Origin of the sequence: Paraburkholderia sp. SEWSISQ10-3 4, assembly GCF_030464785.1 — a bacterium.
In the GTDB taxonomy this organism is placed as follows: Bacteria; Pseudomonadota; Gammaproteobacteria; order Burkholderiales; family Burkholderiaceae; genus Paraburkholderia; species Paraburkholderia aspalathi.
Map to the genome: position 1 here is coordinate 367,255 of NZ_JALPRI010000004.1, position 23,000 is coordinate 390,254.

Genomic DNA, 23,000 nt, shown 5'->3' on the forward strand with positions numbered 1-23,000 from the left:
CAGGTCTCCCGGCCATGGAAACGTAAGGAAATGTCATGGCGGCCTCCGAATCCACGAAAAAATCCACCACGATCCAACTCATGTCAGATGTTCCCTTCGTCTCCGCTGAAGGCATCGCCCGGCGCGATGCATTGCGCGGACAAACGCTGCTGCAGCCGACGACCTTCGCCCTTTGCGCCGGCGACCGCGTCGCGGTCACCGGGCCGTCAGGTTCGGGCAAGAGCGTGTTTCTGCGCGCCCTCGCCCTGCTCGATCCGCTCGATGCGGGACGCATCATGTGGCACGGCGCGGCGGTCGAGCGCGCCGCCATTCCGCGTTACCGGCGCAACGTCGCGTATATCCGGCAGCGACCCGCGCTGCTCGACGGCAGCGTCGAAGACAACCTGCGTTACCCGTTCGAATTGCGGACCTATCGCGACGTGCGCTTCGATCGCGCGCGTGCTGCAGGCCTCGCCGCTCAGGCCGGCCGCGGCGACGATTTTCTCGACAAGCGCGCGAGCGAGTTGTCCGGCGGAGAAGCGCAGATCACCGCGCTGATTCGCGTTCTGCAACTCGCGCCTGAAGTGCTGCTGCTCGATGAACCCACCGCTTCGCTCGATCCGGAGTCGTCGCATGCGATCGAGGCTTTGGTGCACGCGTGGTTCGCGGCCGAACCCGGCCGGCATGCGTCGATGTGGGTGTCGCACGATCCCGCGCAAGCCGCGCGCATGAGCGAGCGGCACCTCACGATGCGCGCCGGCGTGCTCGACGAATCCCCCGTGACGCCCGCGCACCAGGAGCTCGGCCAATGACATTGCAAAATCTGAGTCTCTGGGACGTCGCGATCGCCGCATTGCTGATCGTGGTGAACGGTGCCGTGTCGGTGGCGCTCAAGCTCGATCTCGAACGCAAGCTCGCGTGGGCGGCGGTACGCACCGTCGTGCAATTGCTGGCGATCGGCTATGTGCTCGGCTGGGTGTTCCGCTATGACCATTGGTTCGTGGTGTTGCCCTTGATGATCGTGATGACGCTGATCGCCGGCTTCGCGGGCGCACAGCGCGGCAGCCGCACCTACGCCGGGCAGCGTGCGGACAGCGTGCTGTCGATCTGGGTCAGTTCGTGGCTGGTGGCCGCGGTCGGACTCTTCGTCGTGATCCGCATTCATCCATGGTACGAGCCGCAGTACGCGATTCCGATTCTCGGCATGATCCTCGGCAATACGCTCACCGGCGTGTCGCTCGGCATCGAACGGATGACCGAGGAACTGACCGCGCGGCGCGACCGTGTGGATATGGCGCTCGCACTCGGCGCGACCCGTTGGGAAGCGGCGCAGGCGCCGGCGCGCCAGGCGGTGCGCGCGGGCATGATGCCCACCTTGAATCAGATGGCCGTGGTCGGCGTGGTGAGTTTGCCCGGCATGATGACCGGGCAGGTGCTGGCCGGTCAGTCGCCGTTGCAGGCAGTGCGTTATCAGATCGTGATCATGTTCCTGATCGCCGCGGCCTCAGCCCTGGGGACGGTGGGCGCGGTGCTGCTCACGTATCGGCGGCTCTTCTCGGCGGAGCACCGGTTTCTGTCGGCGCGGCTGGTGGAGCGGCCCGCGGCGCAGCGTTGATGGGGCAAACAGTACACGGGGCGACGCGGCTGGCGTCGCCCGTTCGCGGTTTGCCTCATCGGCCGCGCGCGTGAGGTCTGCGCTCATCGCGCAGACCTCACGCGTGGCCTTCAGCGTTTCGCGGTGACCGCCACTTCGGTGCCGTCACTAAGCGTCAGCGTTTTCGTGCTGCCGTTGGTCGGCATCGTAAAACGCAGAATCTGGCTGACTGCCACGCTGTTCGGACACTTGAGCGTTTTGCCGCCGCTCGTCACCGTCTTGACGCCATGCGGGGTCTGCGCCTGGAAGCTCAATTGCACTGACGCGGTGCCGTCACTGCCGACGACCGGCGCAAAACGGATCTGCGTCTGGCGAATCATCGCGCCGTTGGTATCGGTTGGCAGCGACGAGTAATTCGGGCAGCTATCCGTCGCGGGCACGGGGCCGCCTGGGGGCACCGTCTTCCACGTGAAGTCGTCTGATTCGCCGGAGCGGATCGTACGCGTTTCCTGTGAATTGCCGAACTGTTTCGACGTGACGCGGACCGTATAGCGGATCGGCCCGTCGAGAGCGGACTGCGACGTCACCGTGATCGGCGTGGCTGCGTGAGCTGGCGTCACGAGCATGCCGGGCGCGAGCGCGCATGCGAGAGAAGCAACAACTGAAACGGCGGAGAGTTTGAAGCTGGAGCTCATACTGTCACCTCGTTGTTGTACCGCTGCGCGCCCGCTCAAGCGCTACTGCCAATGCACCGCCTGACTGGAGCCTGATTCACGCCGAGTTAATACCTGGTAGCACCTGGTTAACACCCAGCTGAGGCCCTGCCAGACGAGCCGCGAGACGCGCAACTGTTTTAGCATGATGCCCCACCAGTCTACCGCCAAGCGGCGCTGCGCGCGCTTCATACGAATCGGGTGTTACCCCGCTTGCGTTGAGGCGTTTTCTGCGTGTGCGACGTGACAGGAACGCCAACCCCAGCTCTGGCTAGAAGCCCGTCAGCACCAGCTTGCCGATCGCGCGCCCCTCTTCGAGCAGCCGATGCGCACGGCGCAGATTGTCGGCGTTGATCATGCCGAGATTCTGGCCGACCGTCGTGCGCAACGTGCCTGCATCGACGAGACGCGCCACCTCGGTGAGCAGCTTATGCTGCTCGATCATGTCCGGCGTGCTGAACATCGAACGCGTGAACATGAACTCCCAGTGGAACGCGGCGCTTTTCGCCTTCAGCAGTTCGACAGGCACCGGCTGGCTGTTTTCGACGATCGTGCAGATGCCGCCTTGCGGCTTGACCACTTCGGCGGCTGCTGGGAAATTACTGTCGGTATCGTTGAAGATCAGCACGTAATCGACCTGGTCGATGCCGAGCTTTTTCAACTGCGCGGGCATATGGTCGAAGTGATCGACGATATGATCCGCGCCCAACTCCGTCGCCCACTTCGCCGATTCAGGGCGCGAGGCGGTCGCAATCACTTTGAGTTTCGCGAGTTGCTTGGCCAGCTGAATGCCGATCGAACCGACCCCGCCCGCGCCGCCGATGATCAGCACCGTGCGGCCTTCATCCGCGCCTTGCGGTGACACGCCGAGGCGGTCGAAGAGTGCTTCCCACGCCGTGATCGCGGTCAACGGCAAAGCGGCCGCGTGTGTGAAATCGAGCGACGCCGGCTTGCGCCCGGCAATGCGTTCGTCGACCAGATGGAACTCGCTATTCGCGCCCGGCCGGGTGATGCTGCCCGCATAGAAAACCGGGTCGCCAACTTTGAACAGCGTGACGTCGGGGCCAACCGCCACCACCGTGCCGGCGGCGTCCCAGCCGAGCACCCGCGGCGCTTTCTCGACGGTGTCTTTCGGGGCGCGCACCTTGGTGTCGACCGGATTGACCGAGATGGCTTCCACCTTCACCAGCAGGTCACGGCCGGCGGCTTCGGGTTTGGGAATTTCGACATCGACCAGCGACTCGGCATGATCGATCGGCAAGTAACGATGGAGACCTACAGCTTTCATCACAGCTCCTGTTTTTTCTGATGAGGTTGAGAAACCGGCGATCGGTGCCGACAGCGCCTCGCGCCGTGCAGGGCTATTCGATCGCATTGCCGTCATCCTAAGGCGGTTCTTATTCTCATAAAAGCATCATAATGACTGAAACATCTTTTTGAATTTCAGAAAAATGGACCATCCTGCCGACCCCGTGGAACCCGCCGTCAAGCCCTCGTCCGGCGAACGGGAACGACTCGATCTGCTAGACGTCGCCCTGTTCGTGCGGGCCGCCCTGCTCGCCAACGTGTCGGCGGCCGGCCGCGAATTCGGCCTGTCGGCAGCGGTGGCGAGTTCGCGCATCGCGCAGCTCGAAAGGCTCCTCGGCGCGCGGCTGCTGCATCGGACCACCCGTCGCATCAGTCTCACGCAGGACGGCGAAGTGTTCATGACACGCGCTCAGGCGCTGCTCGACGCAGCCGATGCCGCGCGCGCCTCGGTGGGCCGCGCGCAGGCCGAGCCGCAGGGGCGCTTGCGGGTATCGATGCCATCGTCGTTCGGGCGGCAGCACGTATCGCCAGTAATCAGCGAGTTTCTGCGCCGCTATCCCGGCGTGAGCGTCGATCTGCGTCTGACGGATCAGATGGTCGATCTGGTCGATGCGGGTATCGACGTGGCGATCCGTGTCGGCGTGCTCAAGGATTCGTCGCTGGTGGCGCGGCGTCTCGCCGTCAACCGCCGCGTGCTATGCGCCGCGCCCGCTTACCTCGCCGCGCGTGGAGCGCCGCACCATCCTTCGGACCTCGCACAGCACGAATGCATCATCCTGTCAGACCAGCGGGACTGGGCATTCGTGACGCCCGCCGGACCGCTTACGGTGCGCGTGAGCGGACGCCTCGTCGTCGACAACGGCGAAGTCATTCGCGACGCCCTGCTGGCCGGTTTCGGCATCGCGCTCAAGTCGACGTGGGACGTGGCGCCGTATCTGCGCAGCGGCGAACTGGTCAGCGTGCTCGACACCTATCCGCTCGCGGAGCAGGTGGCGATCTGGGCGGTCTATCCAAGCCGTGCGTTCGTGCCGCCGAAGACGGTCGCGTTTATTGAGTTCCTTGTCGCGCATTTTGGCGATCCGCCTTACTGGGATGTGGAGCCGGGGTGAGCCGGTGGGCCAAACGCTGGGCCGCACCAAGGCGCTGAGTGATCACCGATGGCCTCGGTGCGAGCGCATAGGATCCGGTTCAAAGTGCGGCCGCGACGGCTCATTTGCGGACACGCCGGACCAGCACGACGCAACGTTTTACGCGGATCAGCGCGCACCTAACATCAGCGCTTGCTGGACCTGCCACCACTTGCTTTGCCATCGGAGTTGACGTCCACGTGCGCATCGTTCTGCGTCTTTTGCTGATACTCGTCACCGCCGCGGCGGTCCGTGTCCTTCAGTCCGCGCTCGATGTCGCGATGCGCCTGCTTGCCGACACGACGCGGAGCGTCTTCGTGTTGCGATTCCGGGTCCTGATCGGTTTCATGCGGCAGCGGCGCCGACGCTTCTTCGCGCGAACGCGGAGACTTCTTTGCGTGCGGGTCGGCCTGCTTCTCGCCGTCGGACGATTGCGCTGAGGTCTTCATGGTTTGCTCCTTTTTCAGATTGAATCAGGTTGGCTGGATCGCGGTCACTCCGCGTCATCCAGACGCTTTCTCATCGCTGCGGTGATGCGTTGACGTGTCTTTGCGTAGTCCGCCCACGGGTCGCGCTTGAGGTCTGCCAGACGCTCATGTACGTTTTCGATGGTCCATTGATCGCCGCTCGTGGTGGTGGCGACTTCGTCCCACGAGAGCGGCACTGAAACGCCCAGCCCCGGTCGGGCGCGTGCCGAGAATGCGGCCACCGTACTCGAGCCGCGGTTGTTGCGGAGGTAATCGACAAAGATCTTCTGCTTGCGATTCTGGGCGCCCATCTTCGCGCTGAAGTACTTGGGCAACGTCGTCGCCATATGCTGCGCGACGGCTTGCGAAAACGTCTTCACCTCGTCCCAGCCGGCATGCTTAGCGAGCGGCACCACCACGTGGAACCCCTTGCCGCCACTCGTCTTGCAGAACGAGGTCAGACCGAGTTCTTCGAGCAGCGAGCGCGTCAGTTGCGCGGCCTCGATCATCCGCTCCCAACCGAGCGATGCGTCCGGGTCGAGATCGAACACCATGCGATCGGGTTTTTCGATGTTTGACACCACGGCATTCCACGTGTGAAATTCGATCGTGCCCATCTGTGCGGCGCCGACCAGCGCCTTGAGCGTATCGACTGTAATCAGCGGTGGATGACCAGGGTCGAGTCCTGGATGCTGTGTGACGTTGGGAATCGACAGCTTCTGGCTATGCTTCTGGAAAAACAGCTCGCCGCCGATGTCCTCGGGCGCGCGCACCAGCGACACCGGCCGGTCCTGCAGATGAGGCAGCATCCAATCGGCGACCGATTCGTAGTAGCGCACGAGATCAATTTTGCGGGTGCCGGTGCTTTTGTCGATGACGCGGTCGGGATGCGATACACGGACGCCGGCGACTGAGGCTGGTGTTGCAGCGGTTTTTGATTTCGCTGCCGTGGTTTTTGTTGCGGGCGCTTTGGTTGTTGCTTTCGCGGTCGGTGTGTTTTTGGCCGGCTTCTTTGCTGCGGTGGCTTTGGTCGCTGTGGCATTGGTCGCAGACGTCTTCGCTGCGCCTTTTTTAGCTGGCTCGGATGCGGCACTCGTGATGGCTTTTTTCGTTGTGCGCTTCTTCGCCACGGTGTCGGATGCGGTATCGGTTTGCTCCTGCACATCGGCTCCTTTACGGGATGCTTCCCTGACGATCTGCCGCGCCGGTTTGTCATTGCGCAGACTCACGAACGACGCCTGCCGCACGATGCCCTCGCTCGTCCATTCAGCGAAATTGCATTCGCAGACAAGCACCGGTTCGACCCAATGCACCGGCGTTCGGCTGCGCTCGCGCGGTGTGCTGGCGAACGGCATGCGGCTGGTGGCGTGCGCGTCGAGTTCCTTCTTGAGCGAGCGCAGCAACGCCGCATCGAAACCCGTGCCGACACGACCGGCGTATTGCAGTTTGCCTTTCTCGTCGTAGACGCCAAGCAACAACGCACCGAAGGCCGCACGGCTACCCGCCGGCTCCGAATAGCCGCCGATCACGAATTCCTGGCGGCGTCGGCATTTCAATTTGATCCATGCGGACGAACGCCCCGAGGTATAGCCGCTATCGCGCCGTTTGCCGATGATGCCTTCGAGCGCCATGTCGCACGCGCTCTTCAGCAGATCGTCGGCGCTGAACGCGAAGTCGTTCGAGAAGCGCAGTACGCTGTCATCGTGCCCATCCCCCCCTTCCAACAACGCGCGCAGAATCGCGCGGCGTTGCTCGAGTGGCACGTCTCGCAGGTCGTAGCCGTTCAGGAACGGCACGTCGAACAGATAGATGACGATGTCCTGCGGGCGGTCCGCGTCGAATGCGTTTTGCAGCGCCTGAAAACTCGGTACGCCGTTGTCGTCTAGCACCACCGCTTCGCCGTCGAGCCAGGCGCTTTCGATGTCGAGTCGTTCGAACGCCTTCACCTGCTTGCCGAACTTCGCGGTCCAGTCGTTGCCTGCGCGCGTGAACACCTTGAGCGTACGGGTCTTTGCGTTTCGATCGATGCGGGTCAACACACGATAGCCGTCGAACTTGATTTCGTATGCCCATTCATCACCGGGTGGCGCGGCGTCGACGAGCGTAGCCAGTTGCGGCTTGAAGGTGGCGGGCAACGCGGCCTTGACCGCGCCTTCAATTGAGGGCGATGCGGCAAGCTCGCGCAGTGACTGTGTGCTGCGGGTCGACACGATGTCGGTTTTTTTCGGGTCGGGACGGCTTGAAGAGCTGGCTTTCGCGCGGTTCCTGCCAGTGATGTTCGAGTTCGATGCTGTTTCTTTGGCACTGGCGACGTTTGCAGTCCTGGCGGCCTTGATTGCAGTCCTCGCTCCGGTCTTGCTTGCGCTCTGGCGTGCGGACTCGCTCGCAGCCGTTTTTGTCGCGGTTCTCGTGGCCTTTGCGCGCTTGCCCGCCGACCCACTGCCCTCCAGTACGCTGCCAGGCCACTCCTTCAAGACGTCGTATTCGTCCTGATCACGGGCTTCATCGTCGCGCTCCTTGATCAGCAGCCACTGCTCCTTGTCGCCACTGCCGCGCATGTGACTGCGCACCAGCGTCCAGCCACCGTGCAGCTTTTCGCCAAAGAGCCGGAACTTGAGTTTGCCCGCCTTATACGATCTGGCCGCCTCCGCCGCGCCGCCGACCGGCTCCCACGTCCCGCGATCCCACACGATCACGGTCCCCGCGCCGTAGTTGCCAGGCGGGATCTCACCTTCGAAAGAGCCGTATTCGACAGGATGATCTTCGACATGCACCGCGAGCCGCTTCACCGACGGGTCGAGGCTCGGCCCCTTGGGCACCGCCCACGACAATAACGTGCCGTTCAGTTCGAGGCGGAAGTCGTAATGCAAGCGCCGCGCGTCGTGCTCCTGAATCACGTATGACAGCGCCTCGTTCGAGATGCGCGCGGCGCTCTTGCGGCCGGCTTTCTTCCGCGCAGCCGTGCCCGATGGCTCCGGCGTTTCGCCGAAGCGGCGCTTGCGGCTGTAGAGATCGAGCCTGTCGTTCATGGAGATGAACTCGTCGTGGATCGAGCTGGTGCGGTGTTATCGATCAAGCGAGCGATCAGGCGGCCGCACGCCGTTTGCGTGCAGCCGGGGCTGACTTGGCGCTGGCGCCACTGGTCTTGCCACCGCTGCGGCCCGTGGCCGCCGAGCGCACTGCACGCGGCTTCTTGCGGGCTGGCGTGGCTGCTTCGGCTTCGGCATCGTCGCCCTCCTCGTCATCGTCCGCGGCATGCTTGCGCGCGCCCGCCGCCGGCTTGCCTTTGCCGCGACCGAGGCTGCGCTTGAGCAGATCGGACAGATCGAGGATGTCGGCAGATTGACGCGATTCGCGCGGCGCCTCGACCTCGGTGATTTCCTCGGTCTTACCCGCGCGAATCTTTCGGTCGACCAGCGCCATGATGTCATCGTGGAAGGTGTCGTGATACTGCGATGGATCCCACTTGTCACTCATGTCGTTGATCAGCTTTTTCGCCATGTCGAGTTCGCGCGTGGTCACGCCGGCCGCCTTCATTCCTTCCGGCGGCAATTTGAATTCGTCGAAGTCGCGCACCTCGACGGCCCAGCGCAACGTGTTCAACGCCAGCATCGGCCCGACCGGAATAAGTGCCGCGAGATGCTGCTTGTTGTGCAGCACGACACTCGCCACGCCGATCTTGCCCGACGCTTTCATCGCTTCGCGCAGCAGCGCGTACACCTTTTCGCCCTTGCGGTCAGGCGTCAGGAAGTATGGCGTGTCGAGATAGAGAAACGAAATGTCGGGTGCGTCGATGAAGGCGAGGATATCGACCGTCTGTGTCGACTCGGGATTGGCCGCCCGAATCTCGTCGTCGGAGAGGACGACGTACTTGTCCTTTTCGTACTCGAAACCGCGCACGATGTTCTCGCGCGCCACCTCCTTGCCGGTGCGCTTGTTGATCTGCTTATAGCCGATCGGATCGATCGAGCGCTTGTCCAGCAGATTGAAGCCGACTTTCTCTGACTGCGTCGCCGGATACAACTGCACCGGAACGTGGACGAGGCCAAAGCTGATTGCGCCCTTCCAGATCATGTGTGCCATCGTGCGCTCCCCAAGGCCTGAGACCTTTGGTGAAGCAGCAAGCGTGCCACGGTTTTGCGCGCTTTCGCTCGCGCGGCACGGCGGTGGCTGCCACGGTTCTGGGCGCTATTGCCGCCTTGGCGCCGTGCAGGTTGCCGCCGGCATCGGCTGTAAGTCTTGCGTCATGTCGGCAAAAGATACGGCGCTTGTCGGCTCGTCTAACGGTGCTCGGCAAGCGCCGATCTTCAACCACCGCTTGCCGGTTCGAGTTCGATCGGCACCGCAGCGAAGCCGCGAAACCGCACCCGCCCGCCACGCGTTGGCTCGCCGTCGAGCCGATACGCCGGGAAGCGCTGCACGAAGCGCCCAATGGCGATACGCGCTTCGAGTCGCGCGAGCGACAACCCCGCGCATTGGTGAATGCCGAAGCCGAACGCCAGATGCCGGTTCGGATCACGGCGGATGTCGAAGCGATCCGGCTCCGCGAACTGCTCGGGGTCGCGATTGGCCGCGCCGATGCACAGCGTGACGGGCGTACCGCGCGCCACCGCGACGCCGCCGATCTCCGTGTCGACGGTGGCCATCCGGTTACCCAGCTGATTCGAGCTCTCGAACCGCAAACACTCTTCGACCGCCGACTCTATCAGCGACGGTTCGCGCAGCAACGCGGCGTGCTGCTCCGGCCAGCCGGTGAGCGTAACGAGACCGTTGCCGATCAGATTCGTGGTGGTCTCATGACCGGCGTTCAGGATGAAGATGCAGTTTTGCAGCAGTTCCGCTTCCGACAATTGCTCGCCGCCCTGTTCGCCTTGTTCGCCCTGAATCAGGCGCGTCAGCACGTCGTGTTGCGGATCGCCAGGCTCGCGCCTGCGCCGTGCCACCAGATCGCGCAGATAGTCGACAAATTCCGTGACCGCCCGGTTGCCCCGTTCGAGTTGCGCCTCGTTCAGCGACGGCTCCAGCGCGCCGAGGATCGCCAGCGACCAGTCGCGCAACGGCTCGCGCTCTGCGTGCGGCACATCCAGCAGATTGCCGATGATCTCGACCGGAATCGCCGACGCGAATTCTCCAATCAGATCGATCCGGCCACGCGCGGCGGCTGCATCGAGCAAACCATCGACGAGGCGGATCAGCCCCGGCTCCATGGCCGCGATCGCGCGCGCCGTCAGCGCGCCGGCTATCAGTTTGCGCACCCGCGTGTGACGCGGCGGATCGTTGAAGACGAGACTGGTGGTGTGGTGGGTGTAGAGCGGCGAGTCGCCATACTTCGGTTTGAATTCGACGGTCTTGTCGGAACTGAATGTTTTCGGGTCGCGGTAGACCGCCTGCACGTCGCGAAAACGCGTCAGAAACAGCGAGCCGTCCGGCATGCGTTTGATCGGTTCATGGGTGCGCAGCGCGTGGTAGACCGGGTATGGGTCGGCATAGAACGCGGGGCTCAGTTGCCGCAGATCGAAATCGCGTGCGAGGGCGGACGCGTCGCTGACTGTCGCAGGGGGCATTGCTTGTCTCCGTGGTAGTGCGCCTCGTCATGGGTGCCGATACCTTGCCGAGGCTTGCCACGTGCGGGTGTGCTGCGCGCCTTTTGGGCGCGACGGGCTTGGCGGGTTCGATAGGCTGCGAGGCGTCGTTCGAAGCGCCAGTATGACGCGGGCGCCTGATCGTTGCACGGTGGATTGCCCAGATGGTTACGCGATGTGCCAGGCGATGGGCCTCCTGGCCGGTCGTTTGTTTGTCTATTGGCCAATTGCCGCCCGTCGGCTCGAGTGCCGCCCGCGGATACCTGTCGCCCTTTGTCGGCTGCCCCTGCGGGCCGCACGCCGCCGAACCGTTACAATGACGGAATTTTCCGCGCGCCTCGCGCGGCCGCCCTTTTCCGCTTCAATGCGTCGTCCATGAACCTCGTCATCCAAAGCACCGCGCCTCTTTCCGCCGACCACCACAAAACGCTCGTCGCGCTTGCGCGCGGCTCACGCGCCGCTGTCATCGACGCGAACGCGATTCGTATCGCCGACGCGAACGTTGCGCAGCGCGGCGACCTTGAGGTCTATTGCAGCACGCATCAACTGGACTACGCGTTTGTCGAACCCGGCCGCCAGTTGCGTGACTTCGGCCTCGTCGCAATGGATATGGATTCGACGCTGATCACGATCGAATGCATCGACGAAATCGCCGACTTCTGCGGATTGAAAGCGGAAGTCGCCGCGATCACCGAAGCGTCGATGCGCGGCGAAATCAAGGACTTCAACGAGAGCCTGACGCGCCGCGTGGCGCTGCTCAAGGGGCTCGACGCCGGCGCGCTCGAACGCGTCTATGAAGAGCGGCTGCAACTCTCGCCGGGCGCCGAACGAATGCTGGCCGGCGCGAAAGCGACCGGATTGAAAACGCTGCTGGTGTCGGGCGGATTCACGTTCTTTACCGAAAAACTGAAAGCCCGGCTCGGCCTCGATTTCACGCACGCGAACACGCTCGAAATCGTGGATGGAAAGTTGACCGGCAAGGTAATCGGCGAGATCGTCAACGCCGACGTGAAAGCACGCACGTTGCGCGAGACATGCGCCCAACTGGGCATCGAGTCAACCCGCGCGATTGCGATGGGCGATGGGTCGAACGATCTGAAAATGATGGCGGCTGCCGGACTTTCGGTAGCGTTCCGTGCGAAGCCGGTAGTGCGCGAAGCAGCCAGTGTGGCGTTCAACCACGTTGGGCTGGATGGTTTGCTGCGCCTGTTTTGAAGCCGGCTTTGCGCTGGCCGATGCGATGGCGGCCAGCGCTGACAAGAGCATTATTTGTTGAGATAGCTGATCAGGAACACACCTAACACGCTGACCGCAACGGTGCCGTTCACAACGTTAGCCCACTTCACAACACGAGCGAAATTTTCGTCGGATTCCAGAAACGTGAATAGTTTGTGCATGAGTGCCTCCTTAAGCTGATTAGTATAATTGCTGCGTTATCTAAAAAAACTAAATCAGGCGCACGTGTAGGATTGCAAACAGAACTGCGGCGACGGCCGTTGCAAAAATAGAGGCGCCAATTGCTACGGGCGATAACAAACCGGCAACGTCCGGTGTCCGCCGATTGTGAGCTTGCGTGCCCGCCCGGTCATGATGCGCATTGACCAGCGCCGACATGACGATAGTGGAACAGGAAAACGCCACGATGCAGAGTCCGGCGATGGCGAAGGCCAGGATCGGCACCACGCCACTTCCCCGCTCCAGCGCGGTCACCGCCTCATAAACCGCGGCCGCGCACAGCCCGATCGCACACCAGAACAGTTGGCCGTCTTTCACTGATGCGGCAATCAACGCCTTCGCGACGCGCCAGCCGTGCGTGGGTGCGACGAGCGCTAGCGTAAAGATCGGGCCGACAATCGGCACGCCAAGATTCAGTAACATCCAGAAAAAAAGATTCATCGAAACTCACCATAGTGCGGCAACCGTTAGTAAAGTTCGCACCATCGTAGCGTCGGGATCCGGCGCCGACCATTCGGCCGAATGGTTAGGCTTACTGGCCATCTTGACAAAACAAAAAGCCCATCGTGAACACGTCACAATGGGCTTTCTCGACTTCTGCAATCGCCGGCAATCAGCAGCCAGCGCTCAGACGCTCAACTCAGCGCCGTCAGGCACTGTTCGATATCCGCGCGCAAATCGGCTTCTTCTTCCAGGCCGATATAGAACCGGACCAGCGTGCCGCGATACGGCCATTGACCTTCCGTGCGCATCGAGGTGACGTCGTACGGCATCGCGAGACTGTGCGCACCGCCCCAGCTCCAGCCGAGCGAAAACAGCTCGAGCGACTCGCAGAACGTGTCGATTTCCGCCGCGCTGTAACGTGCGTCGAACACCACTGAGAACAGTCCGCCGGCGCCGGTAAAGTCGCGCTTGAAAAACTCATGCCCTGGACAGTCGGACAACGCCGGGTGCAGGACCGCGGCAATTTCCGGACGCGTCTTCAGCCAGGTGGCGAGGCCGAGCGCTGCACGGTCATGCTGTTCGAAACGCAAGCGCATGCTCGGCAGACTGCGCAGAATCAGCGAACAGTCATCCACTGACACACCGATACCCGTGCGCATGCGCGCGGCCTTCAGCTTCAGATGCAACTCGCGATCGACTGTGATCGTCGCGCCCATCAGCACGTCGCCGCCGCCTGACTGGTACTTGGTCAAGGCCTGCACCGAGATGTCGACGCCGTGGTCGAACGGCCGGAAACCGAGCCCCGCCGACCAGGTATTGTCGATCGCCGTGACGACGTTGCGCGCACGCGCCGCCGCGGCGATGGCGGGCACGTCGGGCACTTCCATCGTGACCGAGCCGGGCGCTTCGAGCCAGATCAAACGCGTATTCGGCTGGATCAGATCCGCGATACCCGCGCCGATCATCGGATCGTAATAGCGCGCGGTGATGCCGAAATCGCGCGCCAGCCAGTCGCCGTGATCGCGGTTCGGCGAGTAGACGTTATCGGGAATCAGCACATCGTCGCCAGTCTTCAAGAGGCCGAAGTACACGTTCGAAATCGACGACAAACCCGACGGCTGCAGCAACGCGTGATTGCCGCCTTCGATGGTGGCAAGCCGCTGCGCCAGCGCGAGCGAAGTCGGCGTGGCGTGCAGGCCATAGCGCCATTGCGCGTCGTTTTTCCAGTCGAGCGCGCGCATCGTCGCGAGATCGGGAAACACGACGGTCGAAGCGCGCGTCACCGGCGTCGAGAAGGATTCGAAGCCCGGCGTAAGCTGGTCTTCGTGACGCACGATGCTAGTTTGCAGGCCGCGTTTGAGTTTGGATTGGGTCATGGTGTAGGTAGATCTTATTCGCCGATTTGCAGGTTGCTCACCCCGCCAACGGCGTGACCACCGCCTGTCGCCGAGGCAGGCGCTGCTGCGCTGCCGGCGGACGCAGCTTTGTTAGCGGCAGCACCGGCGCTCGCTGAAGCAGCCGGCACAGCCTGCCCCGCTGCCAGCGGCTTCAGATCGAATGGCTGCGGGTCGGAATCGTCGACGTTCATCCGGTCGCCCGCCACCGAGCCGTCGGCGGCAAACTTGCCCACCCAGTTGCCGGTAATATGCGTGCCGTCGTTCGACTCCTCGACTTCGAGCGTATCGCCGTCGCGGTCACCCGCGATCAGGATCACCTCGCCGGTGTCGGTGTACTGATACTCGCCGTGCACGCCGGCCGGATCGTCGGTTTTCGCGCCGAGACGCAGCACGATCTGACGCGAACCCAGCATGCCGGCGTAACGCGGAAACTTCGCGAATTCGGGGCTCGGCTTGAGCGGCAACTGAATCGGCGGGGGCGCCGCCAGTTCCTTCACCGCGTCGCTTTCCGCCCATGCCTGCGCGGGCAGCACAGCCCCGGCGCCGACACACAGCAATGCGGCCGTGCTCACTAAACCCCGAAGGAAGTGCCCCTGGAGGACTGCCCAACCGCGCCGGCGCGTCACACCCTTCATCGCTTTGGATTCCTGCATCCGTTCTTTCCTTGTTGCCTGATACTGCTCGATACTCGTTTGCTAGCCGCTTGCTACCGGGCTCAGTTCGGCGGGGCCAGCGCGACGCCTCGCGTGGCGTCACGTTGCGCCGCCTCAGCTTCAGATCCGTTCGAAGATCGCCGCGATGCCCTGCCCGCCGCCGATACACATCGTCACCAGCGCATAGCGGCCGCCAACTCGCTGCAACTCATACAACGCCTTGACGGTAATCAGAGCGCCGGTTGCGCCGATCGGGTGACCGAGCGAAATGCCCGAACCGTTCGGATTGACCTTGGCCGGATCAAGACCGAGCTCCTTGCTGACCGCGCACGCCTGAGCGGCAAACGCTTCGTTCGCTTCGATCACATCGAGATCGGCGACCGTCAGGCCGGCGCGTTCGAGCGCCTTGCGCGTCGCCGGCACCGGGCCGATGCCCATGTAGGCCGGATCGACGCCTGCATGCGCGTACGAAACCAGCCGCGCCAAGGGCTTGATGCCGCGCTTTTCGGCGACGCTGCGTTCCATCAGCACGACCGCCGCGGCGGCGTCGTTGATACCCGAGGCGTTGCCGGCCGTCACCGTGCCGTTTTCCTTGGCGAACACCGGCTTCAACTTGGAGAAGTCTTCGGCCGTTGCGTTCATACGCGTGTGTTCATCCGTATCGAACACGACGTCGCCCTTCTTCGACGGGATCGTGATCGGCAGGATCTGGTCCTTGAAGTAGCCGCTCGTAATCGCGTTGGCCGCACGGCGATGCGATTCGAGCGCGAGCGCATCCTGCGTTTCGCGCGAGATATCGTACTTGCGGGCGACGTTCTCAGCGGTCACGCCCATATGGATGGACTGGAACGGGTCGTTCAACGCGCCGACCATCATGTCGACGAGGCGCGCATCGCCCATGCGCTGGCCAAAGCGCGCAGCCGGCATGGAATACGGCGCACGGCTCATGTTTTCCGCGCCGCCGCCGATCGCGATGTCGGCGTCGCCGAGCAGCACGCTTTGCGCGGCCGAGACGATGGCCTGCAGGCCCGAGCCGCACAGGCGGTTGACGGTCAACGCGGGCGTATGTTGCGCAACGCCGCCGTTGATCGCGGCCACGCGGGCCAGATACATGTCTTTCGGTTCGGTATGCACGACGTTGCCGAACACCACGTGACCGACTTCGTCGCCCGACACGTTCGCGCGCGCCAGCACTTCACGCACGACGCGTGCGCCGAGATCGGTCGGCGGAAAATCCTTCAGACTGCCGCCAAAACCGCCGATCGCCGTACGCACCCCGCTTACCACCACCACGTCTCGTTGCATCGCTCGCTCCTGTTTAGTGTCTCAAGATAATCATGTCCTGGCAGGCTGCGGCGCGCGCCTCGCAGCGCGTTACTGTCAGCCGGCCAGGATGTGTTCGACCGTCGCGCGCGAAGGGATCGGCGCGACCGCGCCGTAACCTTGCGTAGACAGTGCCGCGGCGACGTTCGCATAACGCGCCGCCTGAAAAGGATCGTCACCCGCGACGATGCGCGCGATGAATGCGCCGCCGAAGCAATCCCCCGCGCCAGTCGCATCGACCGCGTTGACGACGTGGCCAGGCACGACGCGCCGCTCATCCGGCGTGGCGATATACGAACCTTCCTTGCCGAGCTTGAGCGCCACGACACGCGGACCGTGCGACAGCAGAAAGTCGACGATCTCGTCACGGCCGGTCAAGCCGGTGAGCTCGGTTACGTCGTCCCAGCTCGGCAGACAAATGTCGGTGCCACGAATGGCTTCGAGCATCACCGCGCGCGCTCTTGCGAGCGGCCACAGCTTCAAACGCAGATTGGTGTCGAAACTCACGCGCACGCCGTTCGCGCGCGCATGTTCGATCGCCCCCAACGCGGCGTCGCAGGCGCTTAAGCTGATCGCGAGACTGATGCCGGACAAATGGATGACTTTGGCCGCGGCGATCGCATCGAGCGGCAAATCGTGCGGCGCGTAGCGGCTCGCAGCCGAACCCGCACGCAGATAGTCGAACGCGTGACCTGCGGGACCGTGCGAGACGAAATAGACGCCGGTGGGCGCGTGCGGATCGACGCGCACGAGCGACGTCTCAACCTGTTCGCGTTCCCACAGATCGATCAGCAGACGCCCGAAATGGTCGCTGCCCACGGCCGACACAAAACCCGTCTTCGCGCCCTGCCTTGCTGCCGCAATACAGAAGTTCGACGTATCGCCGCCGAAGCCTTGCAGATAGTTCGGCTGATCTTTAGCCGACTGGTTGAACTCGATCATCGCCTCGCCGAGCGCGAGGATCTCCGGACGCGGAGGCCGGGTTGCCGGCGTGCCGGCGGTGCTCACCGTCATTGCTTAGACCTCGCCCCACAGATCGTGACCGTCGGCGCCGGTGATCTTTACCGAGACAAAATCGCCGACCTTATAACGCTTGGACGCCTTGGTGGCCGGTGCGATGTACACGACGCCGTCGATCTCGGGCGCATCCGCCGCGGTACGGCCGATGCCGCCGTCGGCATTGATCTCGTCGACCAGCACTTTCAGCGTCTTGCCAACCTTCTTCGCAATCCGTTTGGCCGACACTTCTTCGGCCACTTCCATGAAACGCGCGCGGCGTTCTTCACGCACTTCGTCTGGCAACGCACCGTCGAGTTCGTTGGCGCTCGCGCCTTCGACCGGCGAATAAGCAAAGCAGCCGACCCGATCCAGTTCCGCCTCGCGAATAAAATCGAGCAGCGTCTGGAATTGCTCTTCAGTCTCGCCCGGGAAGCCCGCGATAAACGTGCTGCGGATCGTCAGATCGGGGCACATTTCGCGCCACGCCTTCACGCGTTCCATCACTTTCTCGGCGTTGGCCGGACGCTTCATGCGCTTCAACACTTCCGGATGCGCGTGCTGGAACGGCACATCCAGATATGGCAGCACGTGGCCTTTGAACGGACCTTCGGCCATCATCGGAATGACTTCGTCGACGCTCGGATACGGATACACGTAATGCAAACGGACCCATGCGCCGTATTGCGCCGCGAGTTCGCCGAGCGCGCCGACCAGATCGGTCATGCGCGTCTTGATCGGCTTGCCGTTCCAGAAGCCGGTGCGGTATTTCACGTCGACGCCGTATGCGCTCGTGTCCTGCGAAATCACGAGCAGTTCTTTCACGCCGGATTTGAAGAGGTTCTCCGCCTCAAGCATCACGTCGGCGACCGGGCGCGACACGAGGTCGCCGCGCATCGACGGGATGATGCAGAACGTGCAGCGGTGGTTGCAGCCTTCGGAAATCTTGAGATAGGCGTAGTGACGCGGCGTGAGCTTCACGCCGGCAGCCGGCACCAGATCGATGAACGGATCGTGCGGCTTCGGCAGATGATTGTGCACCGCCTGCATCACTTCGCCCAGCGCGTGCGGACCGGTCACGGCCAGCACCTTCGGATGCACTTCTTCGATCAGATTCGAGCCGCTCGCGCTCTGCTTGGCGCCGAGACAGCCCGTGACGATCACCTTGCCGTTTTCGCTGAGCGCTTCGCCGATCGCGTCGAGGCTTTCCTGCACCGCTTCGTCGATGAAGCCGCACGTGTTGACGACGACGAGGTCCGCGCCGTCGTACGTGCCGGAGATCTCGTAGCCCTCGGCGCGCAGCTGCGTGATGATCTGCTCGGAATCGACAAGCGCTTTAGGGCAGCCGAGGCTGACGAAACCGACCTTCGGAGTCGAAGGGGTCGGCACGGCGGGGGAAATGGTCTGCGACATAGGATGGGTCCGGCGTATAGCGGTGACGATGGCGACAAATGGGGACGGTGCGGCAAGGCCAAGGGCCAATGGTCAGTCAGACCACGGCCCGGACAGCGTCCCGCGCACGCAACCCTTTATTGTACCGCGCCGGCGACCGTGCAGTCGGCCACGTAGCGGGGCGTTGCCGGATCGGCGAGGCCATGGGCCGCGTATTGATGCGCCGGCATCGGGATCAAGCCATTGAGTGCCTGGGCGCGCTCGATCACGTCAAGAATGTCGCGCGAATCATGCAGGCGCCGGATGGCCGTATGCAGTTCGGCAGCCTGCGGCCACGTCCGCTTCAGATAGCTGAGCCACATTTTGACGCGCCCGTGCTCATGGCGGGCCGCGACGCGGGCCTGCAATTTTCTCAGGTAGTCGGCGAGTAAACCCAGTACAGCCGGCCATTCCTCGCCGGAAGCCGTCTGCTCCATCAGCCCGCGTATGCGCAATGCCAGGAAAGGATCCGATACGGCGCCCCGCCCGATCATTACGTCCGCGCAGCCGCTGACCGCCTGGCACCGCTCCCAGTCGGCCACCGTCCAGACTTCTCCGTTGGCGGTGACCGGCACGTCCACGGCGTCGTCGATACGCGCGATCCACTCCCAGTGGGCCGGCGGCCGGTAGCCATGGTCGCGCGTTCTGGCATGCACGACGAGCGAAGCCGCGCCGCCTTCCGTCAGCGCCGTGGCGCAGTCGATCGCAAGCGACGTATCGGACACGCCGAGCCGCATTTTTGCCGTCACAGCGATGCCGGCAGGCACCGCGGCGCGAACAGAAGAAACAATCCGGTTCAGTTGTTCAGGGTGCGCGAGCAGCATCGCGCCGCCACCGTGCCGGTTGACGACTTTGGCGGGACAGCCGAAGTTCAGATCGAGTCCATGCGGCGACAGGCTGGCCGCCTGGGCCGCATTCAGCGCCATCCATTCAGGATCGCTGCCAAGAAGTTGGATCACCATCGGCGTGCCGCCGGGTGTGCGTCCTCCGTGGAGGACTTCGGGTGTATCCCGCTCGTAGACACGCTCGGGAAGCACCGAACCCGTCACCCGGACGAATTCGGAAACGCAGCCGTCGAATCCGCCCGTGCTGGTCAGCACGTCGCGCAATACGTAGTCCGCGAGCCCTTCCATGGGCGCAAGAAACAGCTGGCTCATGTCGGAATGGCGCCCACGCTGCTTCTGCAAATCTTACGGTCAGCCAAAGCTGACAAGTCCGGCCTTCTGGATCGAAAGCGTGGGGATGGTAGAGAAACGGGTCTGCGACATAGGTGGGGCTGGGATACAGCGATGGCAACGGCGACAAATGGGACGCTGCGGCGCAGTCTGAAGGGCAACAGGATCACAAAGATCCGAAGACCATACCCCGCAACAGCGCCAGCAACCCATGATTGTACCGCGCCCGTCCGCCTGCGCCCGGCGCGTAGGCCGTCGTGGCCCACCCGCCGCCTCATCAAGCGACGGGCACACCACTTCTGCACCGTTGTTTGGCCGTGGGGCCGACGCGTAAAGACGCGCTCGCCGCGTCAGTCTCGCGCCCTTACTTCTTCTCCGGCTCCGGATTGGTTTGCGGCGTAGCCGGTGTGGCCGGTCCGCCTGCCGCATTCACCGGTCCACCTGGCGTGAACGGGAAGGTAGCGAACATCGATTTAGCCTGGTTCTGCATCTGCTCCTGCATCTGCACGAACATGTTCTTCGACTGTTCGATGTAGCTGGTCATCATGCCCTGCATCATGGGGGCCTGCATGTTCATGAATTGCGACCAGACTTCGGGGTTCATCGCCTTGCCTTCGTACAGATTCTTCGACTGGTCGGCGAGCTTCGCCTGAATGTCGATGAAGGCCTGGATGTTCTTCTCCAGATACGTGCCCATCATGCCCTGCATGGCATGGCCGTAGAAACGGATGATCTGCGACAGCATCGAGGACGAGAACATCGGCAGGCCGCCGCTCTCCTCTTCGAGAATGATCTGCAACAGGATGGCGCGCGTCAGATCCTCGTTGCTCTTCGCATCGATGACCTTGAAATCCTCCTGATCCAGCACGAGCTGCTTAACATCCGTCAGCGTGATGTACGTGCTTGTCTCGGTATCGTAGAGCCGGCGATTCGGATACTTCTTGATCAGTCGTTCGGCTGTTTTCTTTGTAGTAGTGGTCATGTAACGCCTTTGAGCGCGAGTTGAGCGCGGAAACGGCGTCATGCCGGCGCACAATCGGGCAATTGTGCAACCGGGACGCCGCCGGAACCATCTGAGTCGAAGCGCGCTGCCTTGTGAGCGGCGCGCCGGTGACTCAGCCCATATGCAAACCACCGTTCAGCGAAAAATCCGCGCCCGTGGAGAAACCCGATTCGTCCGAGGCGAGCCATGCCACGATCGAGCCGATTTCCTGCGGCTGACCGAGACGGCGCACCGGGATCGTCGCAACGATCTTTTCCAGCACATCCGGGCGGATCGACTTGACCATATCGGTGCCGATGTAGCCCGGCGACACGGTGTTGACCGTCACGCCCTTGGTGGCCACTTCCTGCGCCAGCGACATCGTGAAGCCGTGAATACCGGCCTTCGCGGTCGAGTAGTTGGTCTGGCCGAACTGCCCCTTCTGGCCGTTCACCGACGAAATGTTGATGACTCGCCCGAAGCCGCGCTCGACCATCCCGTCGATCACCTGCTTCGTGACGTTGAAGAGGCTGGTCAGGTTGGTGTCGATCACCGCCGTCCAGTCTTCGTGCGTCATCTTGCGGAACACGACGTCGCGCGTGATACCGGCATTGTTCACCAGCACGTCGATCTCGCCGACTTCGGCCTTGACCTTGTCGAACGCCGCCTTGGTCGATTCCCAATCGCCGACATTGCCTTCGGACGCAATGAAATCGTAGCCGAGTGCCTTCTGCTCTTCGAGCCACTTCACGCGGCGCGGCGAGTTCGGGCCGCAGCCGGCGACCACCTTGAAGCCCTCTTTGTGCAGACGCTGGCAAATGCTTGTGCCGATGCCACCCATCCCGCCCGTTACGTACGCAATTCGCTGTGTCATAAACTACACTCCGTTTTTCGTTTTCGAGGTGCCGACCGGCTACCTCTTCCCTCGCCTGTGCTTCATCTCCGCTGCCGCCGGGCGACCGGCCGACGAGGCCATTGCTCACCGCGCACTACCTGCTGCAATGTGGCGCGCGGCAACCCTGCTTACCGCCTGCTAAAACCTGTCTGAGCCTGCTTGAGACCTCAAGACCTGAAGGCCTATCAAGCGCGTTCGAGCGCCAGCGCCACGCCCATGCCGCCGCCGATACACAGCGACGCCAGACCCTTCTTCGCATCGCGCTTCTGCATTTCATGGATCAGCGTGACGAGAATCCGGGCGCCGGACGCACCGATCGGATGGCCGATCGCGATCGCGCCACCGTTCACGTTGATCTTCGACGTGTCCCAGCCCATTTGCTGATTCACGGCGCACGCCTGTGCGGCAAACGCTTCGTTGATTTCCATCAGGTCCAGATCGGCCGGCGTCCAGCCCGCGCGTTCGAGACAACGGCGCGAGGCCGGCACCGGGCCCATGCCCATCACCTTCGGATCCAGACCCGAGGTGGCGTACGCCTTGATGCGCGCGAGCGGCGTGAGGCCGAGCGCCTCGGCCTTCTTCGCCGACATCACCAGCACCGCCGCCGCGCCGTCGTTCAGACCCGACGCATTGGCCGCTGTCACTGAGCCTTCCTTCGAGAATGCCGGCTTCAGACCCGCCAGCGATTCAGCCGTCACGCCGTGACGCACGAACTCGTCCGTTGCGAAACGCAGCGGCTCACCCTTGCGTTGCGGAATTTCGACCGGCACGATTTCGTCGTTGAAACGGCCCGCCTTCTGCGCAGCTTCCGCCTTGTTCTGCGACAGCGCCGCGAACGCATCCTGCTGCTCGCGCGTGATGCCGTATTCCTTGGCGACGTTTTCTGCTGTCACGCCCATGTGGTACTGGTTGTAGACGTCCCACAGGCCGTCGACGATCATCGAGTCGATCAGCTTGGCGTCGCCCATGCGGAAACCGTCGCGCGAGCCCGGCAGCACGTGCGGCGCGGCGCTCATGTTTTCCTGACCGCCGGCGATCACGATGTCCGCGTCGCCCGCGATGATCGCGTTGGCTGCCAGCATCACAGACTTCAGGCCCGAGCCGCACACCACGTTGATCGTCATGCCGGGCACCGCCGTGGGCAGCCCCGCCTTGATCAGCGACTGACGCGCCGGGTTCTGCCCCGAGCCTGCCGTCAGCACCTGCCCCAGAATGACTTCGCTGACCTGCTCAGGCTTCAGACCAGACCGTTCGAGCACGGCGCGAATCACAGTAGCGCCGAGTTCGGGCGCAGCGATCTTCGCCAGCGACCCACCGAATTTGCCAACTGCCGTACGGGCGGCCGATACGATCACAACATCAGTCATTTCCATATCCTCCGGGACATCGGCTAAATACGCCGCTGCCCGTCAAGTTAAAAATCTTGTTGCCAATGCGCCCTTGCGTCTATCAGGACGCGCACTCATACCGCCACACCAC

21 protein-coding genes are annotated in these 23,000 nt (G+C 63.1%); 4 read left to right on the forward strand and 17 right to left on the reverse strand.

Annotation, left to right across the window (positions count from 1 at the left end; genetic code table 11):
- Window positions 1-80: 80 nt before the first annotated feature.
- Both M0D68_RS12815 and fetB read left to right on the forward strand, forming a co-directional pair.
- The gene (locus M0D68_RS12815) at window positions 81-791 is read left to right on the forward strand and encodes an ATP-binding cassette domain-containing protein (RefSeq protein WP_200621597.1); all 711 of its coding nucleotides are present in this window, start codon (window positions 81-83) and stop codon (window positions 789-791) included.
- The gene (fetB, locus tag M0D68_RS12820; protein ID WP_266224425.1) at window positions 788-1,594 is read left to right on the forward strand and encodes an iron export ABC transporter permease subunit FetB; all 807 of its coding nucleotides are present in this window, start codon (window positions 788-790) and stop codon (window positions 1,592-1,594) included. Before M0D68_RS12815 ends, fetB begins: the two co-directional genes overlap by 4 nt.
- 110 nt (window positions 1,595-1,704) lie before the next feature.
- On the opposite strand, the gene M0D68_RS12825 is transcribed toward fetB, so the two are convergent.
- On the reverse strand, window positions 1,705-2,268 hold the full coding sequence (locus tag M0D68_RS12825) for a DUF6013 family protein (protein WP_200621598.1): 564 nt from the start codon (window positions 2,266-2,268) through the stop codon (window positions 1,705-1,707).
- A 289-nt stretch (window positions 2,269-2,557) separates the two neighbouring features.
- A complete protein-coding gene (locus M0D68_RS12830) occupies window positions 2,558-3,574 on the reverse strand; it encodes a zinc-binding alcohol dehydrogenase family protein (RefSeq protein ID WP_266224427.1) in 1,017 nt (338 codons plus the stop codon).
- A gap of 163 nt (window positions 3,575-3,737) precedes the next feature.
- Here M0D68_RS12830 and M0D68_RS12835 point away from each other — a divergent pair, with 163 nt between their 5' ends.
- Window positions 3,738-4,703, forward strand: coding sequence for a LysR family transcriptional regulator (locus tag M0D68_RS12835; RefSeq protein WP_266224429.1), 966 nt, complete (start codon window positions 3,738-3,740; stop codon window positions 4,701-4,703).
- A 164-nt stretch (window positions 4,704-4,867) separates the two neighbouring features.
- Here the strand turns inward: M0D68_RS12835 and M0D68_RS12840 are convergent, their stop codons facing one another.
- The 4 genes from M0D68_RS12840 to M0D68_RS12855 form a co-directional block, all read right to left on the reverse strand.
- Window positions 4,868-5,170 carry a hypothetical protein gene (locus tag M0D68_RS12840; protein ID WP_266224431.1) on the reverse strand — a complete coding sequence of 101 codons (303 nt, stop codon included), beginning with the start codon at window positions 5,168-5,170 and terminating at the stop codon, window positions 4,868-4,870.
- A 44-nt stretch (window positions 5,171-5,214) separates the two neighbouring features.
- Window positions 5,215-8,217 carry a DNA ligase D gene (gene ligD, locus M0D68_RS12845; RefSeq protein ID WP_266224433.1) on the reverse strand — a complete coding sequence of 1,001 codons (3,003 nt, stop codon included), beginning with the start codon at window positions 8,215-8,217 and terminating at the stop codon, window positions 5,215-5,217.
- A gap of 55 nt (window positions 8,218-8,272) precedes the next feature.
- Window positions 8,273-9,271, reverse strand: a complete 999-nt coding sequence (locus M0D68_RS12850; protein WP_266224435.1) for a Ku protein — start codon at window positions 9,269-9,271, stop codon at window positions 8,273-8,275.
- Between the two features lie 224 nt (window positions 9,272-9,495).
- Complete coding sequence (locus tag M0D68_RS12855; protein WP_266224436.1) at window positions 9,496-10,752, reverse strand: cytochrome P450; 1,257 nt, start codon at window positions 10,750-10,752, stop codon at window positions 9,496-9,498.
- A gap of 393 nt (window positions 10,753-11,145) precedes the next feature.
- On the opposite strand from M0D68_RS12855, the gene serB reads away from it, so the two are divergent.
- On the forward strand, window positions 11,146-11,985 hold the full coding sequence (gene serB, locus M0D68_RS12860; RefSeq protein ID WP_266224438.1) for a phosphoserine phosphatase SerB: 840 nt from the start codon (window positions 11,146-11,148) through the stop codon (window positions 11,983-11,985).
- 50 nt (window positions 11,986-12,035) lie between these two features.
- Here serB and M0D68_RS12865 read toward each other — a convergent pair whose 3' ends face one another.
- The 11 genes from M0D68_RS12865 to M0D68_RS12915 form a co-directional block, all read right to left on the reverse strand.
- Window positions 12,036-12,167, reverse strand: coding sequence for a hypothetical protein (locus M0D68_RS12865; RefSeq protein WP_266210658.1), 132 nt, complete (start codon window positions 12,165-12,167; stop codon window positions 12,036-12,038).
- A 49-nt stretch (window positions 12,168-12,216) separates the two neighbouring features.
- Entirely contained in the window at window positions 12,217-12,630 is a 414-nt protein-coding gene (locus M0D68_RS12870; protein WP_266224440.1) for a hypothetical protein, read from the reverse strand.
- 230 nt (window positions 12,631-12,860) lie between these two features.
- Window positions 12,861-14,045 carry a cystathionine beta-lyase gene (locus M0D68_RS12875; protein ID WP_266224441.1) on the reverse strand — a complete coding sequence of 395 codons (1,185 nt, stop codon included), beginning with the start codon at window positions 14,043-14,045 and terminating at the stop codon, window positions 12,861-12,863.
- A gap of 14 nt (window positions 14,046-14,059) precedes the next feature.
- Window positions 14,060-14,719, reverse strand: a complete 660-nt coding sequence (locus tag M0D68_RS12880) for a hypothetical protein (RefSeq protein ID WP_266224443.1) — start codon at window positions 14,717-14,719, stop codon at window positions 14,060-14,062.
- 120 nt (window positions 14,720-14,839) lie between these two features.
- Entirely contained in the window at window positions 14,840-16,024 is a 1,185-nt protein-coding gene (bktB, locus tag M0D68_RS12885) for a beta-ketothiolase BktB (protein WP_266224445.1), read from the reverse strand.
- A 75-nt stretch (window positions 16,025-16,099) separates the two neighbouring features.
- Window positions 16,100-17,056 (reverse strand): sugar kinase, encoded by a 957-nt coding sequence (locus tag M0D68_RS12890; RefSeq protein ID WP_200621606.1) that lies wholly within the window; start codon window positions 17,054-17,056, stop codon window positions 16,100-16,102.
- A gap of 3 nt (window positions 17,057-17,059) precedes the next feature.
- Window positions 17,060-18,451, reverse strand: coding sequence for a 30S ribosomal protein S12 methylthiotransferase RimO (gene rimO, locus M0D68_RS12895; protein WP_054039491.1), 1,392 nt, complete (start codon window positions 18,449-18,451; stop codon window positions 17,060-17,062).
- 116 nt (window positions 18,452-18,567) lie between these two features.
- On the reverse strand, window positions 18,568-19,626 hold the full coding sequence (locus M0D68_RS12900; protein WP_266224447.1) for a tRNA-dihydrouridine synthase: 1,059 nt from the start codon (window positions 19,624-19,626) through the stop codon (window positions 18,568-18,570).
- Between the two features lie 382 nt (window positions 19,627-20,008).
- On the reverse strand, window positions 20,009-20,626 hold the full coding sequence (phaR, locus tag M0D68_RS12905; RefSeq protein WP_054039487.1) for a polyhydroxyalkanoate synthesis repressor PhaR: 618 nt from the start codon (window positions 20,624-20,626) through the stop codon (window positions 20,009-20,011).
- A 133-nt stretch (window positions 20,627-20,759) separates the two neighbouring features.
- A complete protein-coding gene (locus M0D68_RS12910) occupies window positions 20,760-21,500 on the reverse strand; it encodes a 3-ketoacyl-ACP reductase (RefSeq protein ID WP_054039485.1) in 741 nt (246 codons plus the stop codon).
- A gap of 206 nt (window positions 21,501-21,706) precedes the next feature.
- Entirely contained in the window at window positions 21,707-22,888 is a 1,182-nt protein-coding gene (locus M0D68_RS12915) for an acetyl-CoA C-acetyltransferase (protein WP_200564516.1), read from the reverse strand.
- Between the last annotated feature and the right edge of the window lie 112 nt (window positions 22,889-23,000).

Bases quoted from the DNA above. Each gene is read 5' to 3' on its own strand.
- fetB (WP_266224425.1), top strand. From the start codon at position 788: ATGACATTGCAAAATCTGAGTCTCTGGGACGTCGCGATCGCCGCATTG.
- M0D68_RS12865 (WP_266210658.1), bottom strand. From the start codon at position 12,167: ATGCACAAACTATTCACGTTTCTGGAATCCGACGAAAATTTCGCTCGT.
- M0D68_RS12815 (WP_200621597.1), top strand. From the start codon at position 81: ATGTCAGATGTTCCCTTCGTCTCCGCTGAAGGCATCGCCCGGCGCGAT.
- M0D68_RS12875 (WP_266224441.1), bottom strand. From the start codon at position 14,045: ATGACCCAATCCAAACTCAAACGCGGCCTGCAAACTAGCATCGTGCGT.
- phaR (WP_054039487.1), bottom strand. From the start codon at position 20,626: ATGACCACTACTACAAAGAAAACAGCCGAACGACTGATCAAGAAGTAT.
- M0D68_RS12890 (WP_200621606.1), bottom strand. From the start codon at position 17,056: ATGACGGTGAGCACCGCCGGCACGCCGGCAACCCGGCCTCCGCGTCCG.
- serB (WP_266224438.1), top strand. From the start codon at position 11,146: ATGAACCTCGTCATCCAAAGCACCGCGCCTCTTTCCGCCGACCACCAC.
- ligD (WP_266224433.1), bottom strand. From the start codon at position 8,217: ATGAACGACAGGCTCGATCTCTACAGCCGCAAGCGCCGCTTCGGCGAA.
- bktB (WP_266224445.1), bottom strand. From the start codon at position 16,024: ATGCAACGAGACGTGGTGGTGGTAAGCGGGGTGCGTACGGCGATCGGC.
- M0D68_RS12830 (WP_266224427.1), bottom strand. From the start codon at position 3,574: ATGAAAGCTGTAGGTCTCCATCGTTACTTGCCGATCGATCATGCCGAG.
- M0D68_RS12855 (WP_266224436.1), bottom strand. From the start codon at position 10,752: ATGCCCCCTGCGACAGTCAGCGACGCGTCCGCCCTCGCACGCGATTTC.
- M0D68_RS12915 (WP_200564516.1), bottom strand. From the start codon at position 22,888: ATGACTGATGTTGTGATCGTATCGGCCGCCCGTACGGCAGTTGGCAAA.
- rimO (WP_054039491.1), bottom strand. From the start codon at position 18,451: ATGTCGCAGACCATTTCCCCCGCCGTGCCGACCCCTTCGACTCCGAAG.
- M0D68_RS12835 (WP_266224429.1), top strand. From the start codon at position 3,738: ATGGACCATCCTGCCGACCCCGTGGAACCCGCCGTCAAGCCCTCGTCC.
- M0D68_RS12910 (WP_054039485.1), bottom strand. From the start codon at position 21,500: ATGACACAGCGAATTGCGTACGTAACGGGCGGGATGGGTGGCATCGGC.
- M0D68_RS12850 (WP_266224435.1), bottom strand. From the start codon at position 9,271: ATGGCACACATGATCTGGAAGGGCGCAATCAGCTTTGGCCTCGTCCAC.
- M0D68_RS12880 (WP_266224443.1), bottom strand. From the start codon at position 14,719: ATGCAGGAATCCAAAGCGATGAAGGGTGTGACGCGCCGGCGCGGTTGG.
- M0D68_RS12900 (WP_266224447.1), bottom strand. From the start codon at position 19,626: ATGAGCCAGCTGTTTCTTGCGCCCATGGAAGGGCTCGCGGACTACGTA.
- M0D68_RS12825 (WP_200621598.1), bottom strand. From the start codon at position 2,268: ATGAGCTCCAGCTTCAAACTCTCCGCCGTTTCAGTTGTTGCTTCTCTC.
- M0D68_RS12840 (WP_266224431.1), bottom strand. From the start codon at position 5,170: ATGAAGACCTCAGCGCAATCGTCCGACGGCGAGAAGCAGGCCGACCCG.